The sequence below is a fragment of the Kitasatospora sp. NPDC040550 genome (genome assembly GCF_055594965.1).
Genome location: NZ_JBVIWC010000040.1, coordinates 37045 through 49077 on the forward strand (window position 1 = coordinate 37045; position 12033 = coordinate 49077).

General features: G+C 73.7%; 11 protein-coding genes. 9 read left to right on the top strand and 2 right to left on the bottom strand.

Going from position 1 to position 12033, the window contains the following annotated elements; all coding sequences use genetic code 11:
- Positions 1 to 18 precede the first annotated feature (18 nt).
- A complete protein-coding gene (gene ygfZ / locus ACZ58X_RS37130; RefSeq protein WP_470338001.1) occupies positions 19 to 981 on the top strand; it encodes a CAF17-like 4Fe-4S cluster assembly/insertion protein YgfZ in 963 nt (320 codons plus the stop codon).
- Positions 982 to 1045: 64 nt separating this feature from the next.
- On the opposite strand, the gene dtd is transcribed toward ygfZ, so the two are convergent.
- On the bottom strand, positions 1046 to 1486 hold the full coding sequence (dtd, locus tag ACZ58X_RS37135) for a D-aminoacyl-tRNA deacylase (RefSeq protein ID WP_350509234.1): 441 nt from the start codon (positions 1484 to 1486) through the stop codon (positions 1046 to 1048).
- A 484-nt stretch (positions 1487 to 1970) separates the two neighbouring features.
- On the opposite strand from dtd, the gene ACZ58X_RS37140 reads away from it, so the two are divergent.
- From ACZ58X_RS37140 to ACZ58X_RS37150, 3 genes are all read left to right on the top strand, one after another.
- Complete coding sequence (locus ACZ58X_RS37140) at positions 1971 to 2588, top strand: RsiG family protein (protein ID WP_470337979.1); 618 nt, start codon at positions 1971 to 1973, stop codon at positions 2586 to 2588.
- Between the two features lie 73 nt (positions 2589 to 2661).
- A complete protein-coding gene (locus ACZ58X_RS37145; RefSeq protein WP_470337980.1) occupies positions 2662 to 3621 on the top strand; it encodes an asparaginase in 960 nt (319 codons plus the stop codon).
- Positions 3622 to 3716: 95 nt separating this feature from the next.
- Entirely contained in the window at positions 3717 to 3926 is a 210-nt protein-coding gene (locus tag ACZ58X_RS37150) for a dodecin (RefSeq protein ID WP_375888757.1), read from the top strand.
- Between the two features lie 112 nt (positions 3927 to 4038).
- Here the strand turns inward: ACZ58X_RS37150 and ACZ58X_RS37155 are convergent, their stop codons facing one another.
- Complete coding sequence (locus ACZ58X_RS37155) at positions 4039 to 4530, bottom strand: inorganic diphosphatase (RefSeq protein WP_189924907.1); 492 nt, start codon at positions 4528 to 4530, stop codon at positions 4039 to 4041.
- Between the two features lie 76 nt (positions 4531 to 4606).
- On the opposite strand from ACZ58X_RS37155, the gene dacB reads away from it, so the two are divergent.
- From dacB to ftsH, 5 genes are all read left to right on the top strand, one after another.
- Positions 4607 to 6232: a D-alanyl-D-alanine carboxypeptidase/D-alanyl-D-alanine endopeptidase gene (dacB, locus tag ACZ58X_RS37160; RefSeq protein ID WP_470337981.1), complete on the top strand. Its 1626-nt coding sequence runs from the start codon at positions 4607 to 4609 to the stop codon at positions 6230 to 6232.
- Between the two features lie 245 nt (positions 6233 to 6477).
- Positions 6478 to 7662, top strand: coding sequence for a zinc-dependent metalloprotease (locus ACZ58X_RS37165; protein ID WP_470337982.1), 1185 nt, complete (start codon positions 6478 to 6480; stop codon positions 7660 to 7662).
- A gap of 322 nt (positions 7663 to 7984) precedes the next feature.
- The gene (tilS, locus tag ACZ58X_RS37170) at positions 7985 to 9112 is read left to right on the top strand and encodes a tRNA lysidine(34) synthetase TilS (RefSeq protein WP_470337983.1); all 1128 of its coding nucleotides are present in this window, start codon (positions 7985 to 7987) and stop codon (positions 9110 to 9112) included.
- Between the two features lie 70 nt (positions 9113 to 9182).
- Entirely contained in the window at positions 9183 to 9737 is a 555-nt protein-coding gene (gene hpt, locus ACZ58X_RS37175; protein ID WP_045692298.1) for a hypoxanthine phosphoribosyltransferase, read from the top strand.
- A 227-nt stretch (positions 9738 to 9964) separates the two neighbouring features.
- Entirely contained in the window at positions 9965 to 12019 is a 2055-nt protein-coding gene (gene ftsH, locus ACZ58X_RS37180) for an ATP-dependent zinc metalloprotease FtsH (protein WP_470337984.1), read from the top strand.
- The last annotated feature ends 14 nt before the right edge of the window (positions 12020 to 12033 follow it).

Genomic DNA, 12033 nt, shown 5'->3' on the forward strand with positions numbered 1-12033 from the left:
CTGGCCGGTATGACCGGTGTGAAGAGCCCGCTGCTTGCCCTGCCCGGAGCCGTCCCCGCCGAGGGGGCCGACGAGGGCGTCGCCGCCCACTACGGCGACATCTTCCGTGAGCAACGGAACCTGTCCCGGGGCACCGGCTTCGTCGACCTCTCGCACCGCGGCGTGCTCACCGTCACCGGCGCGGACCGGCTCGCCTGGCTGCACCTGCTGCTCACCCAGCACGTCAGCGGGCTGGAGCCGCAGCACGCCACCGAGGCGCTGGTGCTCTCCCCGAACGGGCACGTCGAACACGCCCTCTACCTGGTCGACGACGGCACCACCACCTGGGCGCACGTCGAGCCCGGTACCCAGGAGGCGCTGATCGGCTACCTGGAGAGCATGAAGTTCTTCTACCGGGTGGAGGTCGCCGACGCGACCGCCGACTACGCCGTGGTCCACCTGCCGGCCGGCTCCACCGGCTCCGTCGAGGGCGTCGCCGCCGTCCGCGAACTCCCGTACGGCCGCGACCTGTTCGTCCCGCGCGCCGAGCTGGCGGAGCGCACCGCCGGGTACGGCCCGGCGGCCGGCGTCTGGGCCTACGAGGCGCTGCGGATCGAGGGCCACCGGCCCCGGCTCGGCTTCGAGACCGACCACCGGACCATCCCGCACGAGGTGGACTGGCTGCGCACTGCCGTCCACCTGCAGAAGGGCTGCTACCGCGGCCAGGAGACCGTCGCCCGGGTGCACAACCTGGGCCGCCCGCCGCGCCGGCTGGTCTTCCTGCACCTGGACGGCACCGAGGAGACACTGCCCCCGCACGGCACCGAGGTGCGGCTGGCCTCCGACCCGGACGGGCGGGCGCTGGGCTTCGTGACCTCCTCGGCCCGGCACCACGAGCTGGGGCCGATCGCGCTGGCGGTCGTCAAGCGGAACGTGCCGGTGGACGCGGTGCTGCTGGCCGGCACGGTGCCGGGCACCCAGGACGTGATCGTCCCGCAGTAGGCCGGGGCGAGGGGCTGGGCCGGGCCGGGGCCGCGAGGGCCCGGCCCGCGGGCCCTCCGGGGCCTCAGACCTCGACGAGGACCGTGAACGGGCCGTCGTTCACCAGCGCCACCTGCATGTCGGCGCCGAACCGGCCCGTCTCCACCTTGGCGCCCAGCGCGCGCAGTTGGGCCACCACCTCGTCCACCAGCGGCTCGGCGACCGGCCCGGGGGCGGCGGCGGTCCAGGTGGGCCGGCGGCCCTTGCGGGCGTCGCCGTAGAGGGTGAACTGGCTGATCACCAGCAGCGGGCCGCCGATGTCCGAGCAACTCTGCTCCACGCCCTCGCCGTTGACCGGCAGGATCCGCAGTGTCCAGAGCTTGCGGGCCAGTTGGGCCGCCTTGGCCGGGGTGTCCTCGTGGGTCACGCCGACCAGGACGCAGAGCCCGGGCCCCTCGATCGCGCCGACGGTCTCTCCGGCCACGGTCACCCGGGCCTCGGTCACTCGCTGCACCACTGCTCGCATGCCGCCATTGTGCCGGAGCACCCGAGCGCCCCGTGGGGTCTCGGGGGAATCCGGGGGCGTACACCCGGGGCGCGTGCAAGGGTGGCGCACGCCGTGCAGTGCGCGCCTGCGCAGGTTCGGGCGCTGCTCCTGCTGCGGAAAGGCGCGGTCATATCAGCCACCCCCGTTCGCCAGGGGGCCGTTCGGGTGCACGGGCGGTGCGCGCGCGCCGGGTGGGGTGGCACGCTGGGGGACCGTACGAAGGGCCCGGCGCGCTTGGAGGTCCGCCGCACCGGGCCGGGGTTCGGCCGGGCGGTCGAGCCGGTAGGTCAGGCGTTCTGTCGGGGTCGCCCCGGCGGGTGGTCCCGGCCGGGGAGTGGAACCCTTCGGGGCCCCCGGGCGTGCCAACGGACGGGACGCACGAGCCCGTCGGGGGACGGGCCGGGCCGGCGGCAGGGACGGGGTGCCGCGAGCGGGCGGGATCGGACGACGGCAGGTGGGCTGGATGATGGACGCGAGCAGCGCGGCGTGGAGCCGTTCCGGACCGGTGGCGCAGGCCGCCGGGGACCGGCCCTGGACGGCCGTCCAGGACGGTGAACCCGACCTGGAGGCGCTGGGCCTGGACCAGCTGCGGATCCTGCGCCGGGAGACCCTGGCCCAGGAGGCCGACCTGTCCTACCTGCGGCGGCTGCTGCACGGGCGGATGGACATCCTGCGTGCCGAGCTCGACCGGCGCCCCGGCGCGGGCCCCGCCCACCCGGCCCCGGCGGCCGGGGAGGGGCCCGGCGGCGACCTGCTGGACCGGCTGCCGGCCATCCTGACCGACGCGCCCTCCACGGTGCGGCGCTCCGCCCGGCACGTCACCCTCGGCCCGCCGCGCACCCAGGAGTCCCAGCTGGAGGCGGACGCGCTGATGGGCGACGTCCAGCTCGCCGACCTGGCGGCCCACCCGGCGGAGGAGCTGCTGGCCGCCCTGGAGCGGCTGCGCGCCCACGAACGCGAGGTGTCCGGCCGGCGCCAGCGGCTGCTGCGGACGGCGGACGGTTGCAACGCCGAGATCACCCGCAGGTACCGTGATGGGGAAGCACGGGTCGACGACCTGCTCTCGGAGAGGCCGCTCTAGACCGGGTGAGTCGTCGCGGGGCAGGTGGGTCCGGCTTCCTCCCGGCCCACCCTCGCCCCCGGAAGGCTCCGCGATGTCCCAGTCCGCCACCCCGCCCGTGCTCGCCGAGGTCATACGCTCGGGCTTCACCGAGGGCCGGCACCACGGCTCCCTGGTCCTGCTGGCCGCCGACGGTTCGGTGGAGTTCGCGCTCGGCGACCCCGACGCGCCGGTCTTCCCCCGCTCGACGGCCAAGCCGTTCCAGGCGATGGCCACCCTGCGGGCCGGGCTGGCGATCGAGGGCGAGCTGCTGGCCCTGGCCGCCTCCAGCCACTCCGCAGAATCGTTCCACCTCGACGGTGTACGGGCCATCCTGGGCTCCGCCGGCCTCGACGAGTCGGCCCTGCGCACCCCGGCCGACCTGCCCCTGGACGAGACCGAGGCGGAGCTGCTGCTCGCCGCCGGCGGACGGCGCGCCCCGATCCTGATGGACTGCTCCGGCAAGCACGCCGGCTGGCTGGCCGCCTGCGTCGCCAACGGCTGGGACACCGAGACGTACCTCGACCCGGCGCACCCGATCCAGGAGCTGGCCCGCGAGGCCCTCGCCGAGGGCACCGGCGAGACCCCCGTGCACACCGGGGTGGACGGCTGCGGCGCCCCGCTGCTCGCCGTCACGCTGACCGGCCTGGCCCGCGGCTACCGCCACCTGGTGCTGGCCGGGGAGGGCACCGCGCAGCGGCGGGTGGCCGACGCGATGCGCGCCCACCCCGCGTACGTGGCCGGCACCCGCCGGGCCGACACCCTGCTGATGAGGTCCGTTCCGGGCGCGCTCTCCAAGATGGGCGCCGAGGCCGTCCAGGTGGTCGCGCTGGCGGACGGCCGGGCGCTCGCCTTCAAGATCGACGACGGCTCCGAGCGGGCCCGCGGCCCGGTCCTGGCGGCGGCGCTGCGCCGGCTCGGGGTGACCGGCGCGGACGAGGCGGTCGAGCGGATCGGCGCGGCCCCGCTGTTCGGCGGCGGCGTCCCGGTCGGCGAGGTCCGCGCGGCCTTCTGACGGGCCGGACCTTCGGTCGGCCGTCGTCGGGGTGCGGGCGGGGCGGGTGCGGTGCACGGTGGACGGGGGCCGTCGCACAGCTGAGGGAGTCCGCCATGACCGACCACGTGTACCGGGTGACCGAGATCGTCGGGTCCTCGACCGAGAGCGTCGCCTCGGCCATCCGCAACGGGGTGGAGCGGGCCTCCCGGACGCTGCGCAACCTCGACTGGTTCGAGGTCACGGAGATCCGCGGCCACATCGAGGAGGGCCAGGTGAAGCACTACCAGGTCGGGTTGAAGGTCGGCTTCCGGCTGGAGGACTGAGCCCTCCGGAACGCCTCCCGGAACGCCTCCCGGAACGGCAGGGGCCGGGGCCCGCGGATCGGTCCGCGGGCCCCGGCCCCCTGGCTGTCCCGACCTAGATCGGAACGACGGATCAGTGGCCGCCCTGCTCCGCGAGACGCTTGATCGAAGCGGTGACCTCGGCCTCGGCCTCGACCCGGCCGACCCAGTTGGCGCCCTCGACCGACTTGCCCGGCTCCAGGTCCTTGTAGACCTCGAAGAAGTGCTGGATCTCCAGGCGGTCGAACTCCGACACGTGGTGGATGTCGCGCAGGTGCTCCCAGCGCGGGTCGGTCGCCGGGACGCACAGCAGCTTGTCGTCGCCGCCGGCCTCGTCGGTCATGTGGAACATGCCGATGGCGCGGCACTTGATGAGGCAGCCGGGGAAGGTCGGCTCGTCCAGGATGACCAGGGCGTCCAGCGGGTCGCCGTCCTCGCCGAGCGTGCCCTCGACGTAGCCGTAGTCGGCCGGGTAACGGGTCGACGTGAAGAGCATCCGGTCGAGCCGCAGACGGCCGGTCTCGTGGTCGACCTCGTACTTGTTACGAGAGCCCTTCGGGATTTCGATAAGGACGTCGAATTCCAACGGTTCCTCCAAGGTAGGGACTGACAGAATCCAAGTGTCTCCTACGGGAGTGAGTGCTGGGGAAAGGGGCCGGTCGGTGGGAGCTGGGGTGGGGGCGGCGCGGCGTCGCCGGGGGACGGCCGCCGGGCTGTTCGGAGCGGCCCTGCTGGTCGCCGGGACGGTGCTGGGAACGGGCGGTGCGTACGCGCAGCCGTCCCCCGCACCGGGCGGGCACAGCGCGGGGCAGGGCGAGGACGACAACGGCCAGGGCGGCCAGGGGGACCAGGGCGGCCGTGACGGACGCAAGGGCGAGCAGGGGAAGGGCAAGCCCGGGCCGGGACAGAGCCCCGGCCGCCGGGCCGAGCCGCCCGCCGCCACACCCGGGAGCACCGGGAGCAGCGGTGCCGGCGGTGGCAGCGGTTCGCCGGTCGCGCGCCCGGCGCCCGCCGCGGGCGCCGTCCTGGCCGTCGCCGTGGACGGCCCGGAGGCCGCCGTCCCCACCGCGCAGGGTCTCCAGCAGGCGCTGGCCCCCGCCCTCGCCGACAAGAGCCTGGGCACCGTGACCCTCGCCGTCGCGGACGCCGCCGGCGGGCAACTCCTGTACGGCTCCGACGAGAACACCCCGGTCACCCCGGCCTCCACCACCAAGCTGGCCACCTCGGTCGCGGCCCTGTCGCTGCTCCCCGCCGACACCCGGCTCACCACCCGGGTGGTCCGCGGCGCGGGCCCGGGCAGCATCACCCTGGTCGGCGGCGGGGACCCGACGCTCACCGCGCTGCCCGCCGACCAGGTACAGATCGGCGGCCGGCCCGCCGACGCCGACACCGCGCCCGCCTCGCTGGAGGCGCTCGCCCGGCAGACCGCCACCGCCCTCAAGGCGGCCGGGACCACGACCGTCCGGCTGGACTACGACCTGTCGCTGTACCCCGACAGCACGCAGCAGCGGAAGCCCGACAACGAGAACCTCGCCCTGGTCGTCCCGCTGATGGTGGACGAGGCCAAGATCGACCCGAAGAGCAAGGACGAGGCCCCGGCCCGGGTCGTCGACCCGGCCGGCGCGGCCGCCACGGCCTTCGCCACGATGCTCGCCGCCCAGGGCGTCACCGTCGAGGGCAAGGCCAAGCCGGCCACCTCCCCGCCCGCCGCCGACGCCCCCGTCCTCGGCAAGGTCGACTCGCCGACCGTCGCCCGGCTGGTCGAGCGCCTGCTCACCACCTCCGACAACCAGCTCGCCGAGGCGATCGCCCGTCAGGTCGCCCTCGCCGGGCACCAGCCGGCCGACTACGAGGGCGCGGTGGCCGCCGTCACCAAGGAACTCGGCAGGCTGGGCGTGCCGATGACCGGCGTGGTCCTCAACGACGGCAGCGGCCTGAACACGGACAACCGGATCCCGCCTGCCGTCCTGGTCCGGATCCTCGCGCTGGCCGCTTCCGACCAGCACCCCGCGCTGCGCCCGGTCATCACCGGCCTCCCGGTGGCCGGTTTCACCGGCACCCTCGCCAAGCGCTACGGCTCGGGCTCCGGCGCCGCCGACGCGGCCGGCCTGATCCGCGCCAAGACCGGCACCCTCAGCGGGGTCAACACCCTCGCGGGCACCGTGGTGGACGCCGACGGCCGCCTGCTGGCCTTCGCCGTGATGACCCGCACCACCGCGCCGGCGGACACCGCCCGCGCCGCCCTGGACCGGATCGCCGCCCGCCTCGCCTCCTGCGGCTGCCACTGACCGACCCCGCGCCCGCCGCCGGGGAGCGGCCGTCCGTACGGCCCGGCGGCTCGGTCCGCCCGCCGCGCCGACGCCTCGCCGACCGCCCGGCGGCCCCCGCGGCGGCCGGGCGGGAGGGCGGACGGGGCGGCGCCCGCCGGGCCGTGGTGGGCCCGTGGGCGGCGGGTTCGAGCGGGCCCGGAGGCGGGCAGGGTGTTGGTGGCGGGTGGCTGCCGTTGATGGTGGGGAGCACGTACGGTGAGGGCATGACGAGCGCGAGCGGCGGGGCTGACATGGTCGACTGGAATCTCGCGGTCGCTACTGCGACCAGGTTGGTGCGGCCGGGGCCGGAGGTGAGCCGGGCCGAGGCGGCGGCGGTCGTCGCCGAGCTGCGCCGGCACGCGCTGGAGGCCGAGGAGCACGTACGGGCGTTCACCGGGATGCGGTCGAGCAGTCTGGCCGCGGCCGCCGCGACGCCGGTGCTGGTGGTGGACCGCCCGGGCTGGGTCCGGGCGAACGTGGCGGGCTTCCGCACGGTGGTCCAGCCGCTGGTGGAGAAGCTCCAGGCGCGGCGGACCAACAGCGCGGCGGCGGGCGTCTTCGGGGCGGTGGGGGAGAAGGCCACCGGGATCGAGGTCGGCGCGCTGCTGGCGTTCCTGGCCACCAAGGTGCTGGGCCAGTACGAGACCTTCGCCCCGGCCGGGCCCTCGCTGGAGGCGCCGGACAGCCCGGCGGCGCTGTTCGACAAGCCGCGGCTGGGCCCGGAGGGCCCGGGGCCGGGCCGGCTGCTGCTGGTGGCGCCGAACATCGTGCACGTCGAGCGCGAACTGGACGTCGACCCGTCCGACTTCCGGCTCTGGGTCTGCCTGCACGAGGAGACCCACCGCACCCAGTTCACCGCGGTGCCGTGGCTGCGCGACCACATCCAGTCCGAGGTGCAGTCCTTCCTGGCCGAGACGGACGTGGACCCGGGTGCGCTGCTGGAGCGGCTGCGGGACGCGGCGGGCTCGCTCGGCGCCGGCCTGCCGGGCACCGGCGCCCGGGAGGGCCGGGACAGCGCCTCCGGCGGGAACCTGCTGGAGATCGTCCAGTCGCCCGCGCAGCGCGAGATCCTCGGCCGGCTGACGGCGGTGATGTCGCTGCTGGAGGGTCACGCGGACGTGGTGATGGACGGCGTCGGCCCGGCCGTGGTGCCGACGGTGGCGGAGATCCGGGAGAAGTTCCAGCAGCGCCGCGACCGCGGGGCGAACCGGCTGGACCTGATGCTGCGCCGGCTGCTGGGCATGGACGCCAAGCTGCGGCAGTACCAGGACGGCGCGGTGTTCGTCCGGGCCGTGGTGGAGCAGGTCGGTATGGAGGGCTTCAACCGGGTGTGGACGTCCCCGAACACCCTGCCGACCAAGGACGAGATCCACGACCCGGCCGCCTGGGTGGCCCGGGTCGGCCGCTGAGGCCCTCGGCGCACTCGGAAGGGGCCCGGGGTAGGCCCACGGGGAGGCCCCGATCGGGCATTCCCGGAGTACCGGGGGACCGCCGTCGGTCGGCGGCGGTCAAACCCGCTCGTACGAGTGGTCCAATCGGGCAGGTGATGGGTGAAGATACGTTTCTCCATTCACCCGTACGTGGGACGGTGGTCGTACCGGTGGCGCGGGTGGCGTAGCGGCCCGCCACTTTCTGCCACCATCTGTGAGCGCCCGGTAACGCGGCGCATCCAGGTGCGCGGTTCCGGCCGCCCGCCGCAGTCCTGTCCCCTCCCTCGAGGAGTCGTCCGCCGTGGGCCCTCACCCCGCCGTCGCCGCGATACGCCTGGCCGTTCGCCGTACGCTCACCGACCTCGCCGCCGAGGCCGGTACCACCTTCACCGCGCCCGTGCGCGAATCCCGCGGGCGCCCTGCCGGGGCGCCGCTGGTCGGTGCCACCGTCGGCACCACCCTGATCGGCAACGCCGCCCGCCACCCCTCCGGGCTGCCGCGCACCCCGGCCGCCCCCGGCTCGCCGCTGGTCCTGGTCGCCGTCAGCGGCGGCGCGGACTCGATGGCGCTGGCCATCGCCGCCGCCTTCGAGGCTCCCAAGATCGGTCTGCGGGTCGGCGCCGTCACCGTCGACCACGGCCTCCAGGACGGCTCCGCCGACCGCGCCGCCCAGGTCGCCGAGCGCCTGCGCTCGCTGGGCCTGGACCCGGTCGAGGCCGTCCCGGTGCGGGTCGGCCGGGCCGGTGGCCCCGAGGCCGCCGCCCGGGACGCCCGCTACGCCGCCCTGGACGAGGCCGCCGAGCGCCACGGCGCGATCGCGGTGCTGCTCGGCCACACCCGGGACGACCAGGCCGAGACCGTGCTGCTGGGCCTGGCCCGCGGCTCCGGCTCCCGCTCGCTGGCCGGGATGCCGGCCCAGAAGGGCCGCTACCGCCGCCCGCTGCTGGAGCTGGACCGGGCGGCCACCTTGCAGGCCTGCTCCGCCCAGGCGATCCCGGTCTGGGACGACCCGCACAACTGTGATCCCGCCTACACCCGCTCCCGGGTCCGCCACGAGGTGCTGCCGGTGCTGGAGAAGCACCTCGGCGGCGGCGTGGTCGAGGCGCTGGCCCGCACCGCCCGGCTGTTCCGGGACGACGCCGACGCCCTCGACCAGTGGGCCTCGCTGGCCGAGCGCGACCTCCGTACGGGCGAAGGCGCCCTGGACGCCGTGAAACTGGCCGAACTGCCGCCCGCCGTCCGGCGCCGGGTGCTGCGGCGGGCGGCGCTGCGGGCGGGCTGTCCGGCCGGGGACCTCTTCGCCCGGCACCTGGAGACGGTGGACCTGCTGGTCACCGGATGGCGCGGCCAGGGGCCGCTGCACCTACCCGGGGGCGTCGAGGCCACCCGTAGGTGTGGCACGCTGGTCTTTCGACGGCAGGGCGACTGAGGGCGAGGCACGTCCCGGGGGAGCCGGCCGCCGGCCATACAGACCCCGAACGTTTGAGGACGTATCCCCGGTGGACCAGAACGACATGGGCGCTGACCTCGCGAAGGTGCTCATCAGCAAGGACGAGATCGACGCCAAGCTCCAGGAGCTGGCCGAGCGAATCGACCGGGACTACGCAGGCAAGGACCTGCTGATCGTCGGCGTCCTCAAGGGGGCCGTCATGGTGATGGCCGATCTGGCCCGGGCCCTGCACTCGCAGGTCACGATGGACTGGATGGCCGTCTCCTCCTACGGCATGGGGACCAAGTCCTCCGGTGTGGTGCGCATCCTGAAGGACCTGGACACCGACATCGCCGGCCGGGACGTCCTGATCGTCGAGGACATCATCGACTCCGGTCTGACGCTGTCCTGGCTGCTGGGCAACCTGGGCTCGCGCGGCCCGGCCTCGCTGGAGGTCTGCACCCTGCTGCGCAAGCCGGACGCGGCCAAGGTCGAGATCGACGTGAAGTACGTCGGCTTCGACATCCCCAACGAGTTCGTGGTCGGCTACGGCCTGGACTACGCGGAGAAGCTGCGTAACCTCCCCTTCATCGGGACCCTCGCCCCGCACGTCTACGGCGGCTGAGGGCTCCGTTCGGGCTATGGGCGGGAACAGTGGGTCGTTCCCGCCCGTTGGACCGGGGGACAAAGAAGCTAAGCCGTGTCGCCGTGCTCCCGCCATGGGTGGGTCCGACTGCGGTACGGTCCAATAAACCGCTCTTCACATGAGCATCGATTCGGATTGCGCCGCGGCCCAAAGCCTCCCGGCGCCGCTGAGTGGCAGGAGGGACGGGGCGGCAACGCCCCGCATGGATGGACGTCAAGCGATACTTCCGTGCGCCGATCATGTGGATCGTGCTGGCCGTCCTCGCCGTCATCGTACTGATGCAGGTCGTTTCGGACTCGAACGGCTACAAGACGGTGGACACCGGGCAGGTCGTCGCAGCGATCGATGCGCACAACGTCAAGTCGGCGCAGATCACCACCGGTGACTCGAACACGATCAAGATCCAGTTGAAGGACGGCGCCACGCTGTCCAACGCCGGCACGGGCAAGGTCCCGTCCGGCAGCAAGTTCCAGGCCTCGTACATCGGCGACCAGGGTGTCGCGATCGCCGACAAGCTGCAGGCGCAGATCAACGACAAGGACCCGAACACCCTCGCCGAGGGCTACACGGTCAGTCCCGAGAAGCAGAGCACCTTCGTCAGCCTGCTGCTGTCGATGCTGCCGATCGTGATCATCGTCCTGGTCTTCCTGTTCCTGATGAACCAGATGCAGGGCGGCGGCTCGCGCGTCATGCAGTTCGGCAAGTCCAAGGCCAAGCTGCTCACCAAGGACACCCCGAAGACCACCTTCGCGGACGTCGCCGGTGCCGACGAGGCCGTCGAGGAGCTCCACGAGATCAAGGAGTTCCTCCAGGAGCCGGCCAAGTTCCAGGCCGTCGGCGCCAAGATCCCCAAGGGCGTGCTGCTCTACGGCCCGCCCGGGACCGGCAAGACCCTGCTGGCGCGTGCCGTCGCGGGCGAGGCCGGGGTGCCGTTCTACTCGATCTCCGGCTCCGACTTCGTCGAGATGTTCGTGGGTGTCGGCGCCAGCCGCGTCCGCGACCTCTTCGAGCAGGCCAAGGCGAACGCCCCGGCGATCATCTTCGTCGACGAGATCGACGCCGTCGGCCGGCACCGCGGTGCGGGCCTCGGCGGTGGCCACGACGAGCGCGAGCAGACCCTCAACCAGCTGCTGGTCGAGATGGACGGCTTCGACGTCAAGGGCGGCGTGATCCTGATCGCGGCGACCAACCGCCCCGACATCCTGGACCCGGCGCTGCTGCGCCCGGGCCGCTTCGACCGTCAGATCGCGGTCGAGCGCCCCGACCTCCAGGGCCGTCTGGACATCCTCAAGGTGCACCAGAAGGGCAAGCCGATCGCGCCCGACGTCGACATGTCGGCCGTCGCCAAGCGCACCCCCGGCTTCACCGGCGCGGACCTCTCGAACGTGCTCAACGAGGCCGCGCTGCTGACCGCCCGCTCGGACAAGAAGCTGATCGACAACGGCATCCTGGACGAGGCGATCGACCGCGTCGTGGCCGGTCCGCAGAAGCGCACGCGGATCATGTCCGACAAGGAGAAGAAGATCACCGCGTACCACGAGGGCGGTCACGCCCTGGTCGCGGCGGCCTGCCAGTACAGCGACCCGGTGCACAAGATCACCATCCTGTCCCGCGGTCGGGCCCTCGGCTACACCATGGTGCTGCCGGAGGAGGACAAGTACTCCACCACCCGCAACGAGATGCTCGACCAGCTGGCCTACATGCTGGGCGGGCGCGCGGCGGAGGAGCTGGTCTTCCACGACCCGACCACCGGCGCCTCGAACGACATCGAGAAGGCCACCGCCACGGCGCGGGCCATGGTCACCCAGTACGGCATGACCGAGCGCCTGGGTGCGATCAAGTTCGGGAACGACAACTCGGAGCCCTTCCTCGGCCGTGAGATGGGCCACCAGCGCGACTACTCGGAAGAGGTCGCCGGGCTGGTCGACGAAGAGGTCAAGAAGCTCATCGAGAGCGCGCACAACGAGGCCTGGGAGATCCTGGTCGAGAACCGCGACGTGCTCGACAACCTGGTCCTGGAGCTCCTGGAGAAGGAGACCCTGAACAAGGAGCAGATCGCCGAGATCTTCGCCCCGATCGTCAAGCGCCCGGCCCGGCCGGCCTGGACGGGCTCCGCCCGTCGCACGCCGTCCACCCGGCCGCCGGTGCAGTCGCCGAAGGAGCTGGCGCTCACCAACGGCGCCGCCGCCTCCGACACCGGTCCGGTCGACATCGTGAAGCTCCCGCCGCTGCCGGCGGCCGAGCCGCCGACCGAGGGCTGAGCCGCACTCCGGTC

Coding starts and splice junctions, on each gene's coding strand:
- ACZ58X_RS37165 (WP_470337982.1), top strand. CDS start 6,478: ATGACGAGCGCGAGCGGCGGGGCTGACATGGTCGACTGGAATCTCGCG.
- ACZ58X_RS37150 (WP_375888757.1), top strand. CDS start 3,717: ATGACCGACCACGTGTACCGGGTGACCGAGATCGTCGGGTCCTCGACC.
- ACZ58X_RS37145 (WP_470337980.1), top strand. CDS start 2,662: ATGTCCCAGTCCGCCACCCCGCCCGTGCTCGCCGAGGTCATACGCTCG.
- ftsH (WP_470337984.1), top strand. CDS start 9,965: ATGGACGTCAAGCGATACTTCCGTGCGCCGATCATGTGGATCGTGCTG.
- dtd (WP_350509234.1), bottom strand. CDS start 1,486: ATGCGAGCAGTGGTGCAGCGAGTGACCGAGGCCCGGGTGACCGTGGCC.
- ACZ58X_RS37140 (WP_470337979.1), top strand. CDS start 1,971: ATGATGGACGCGAGCAGCGCGGCGTGGAGCCGTTCCGGACCGGTGGCG.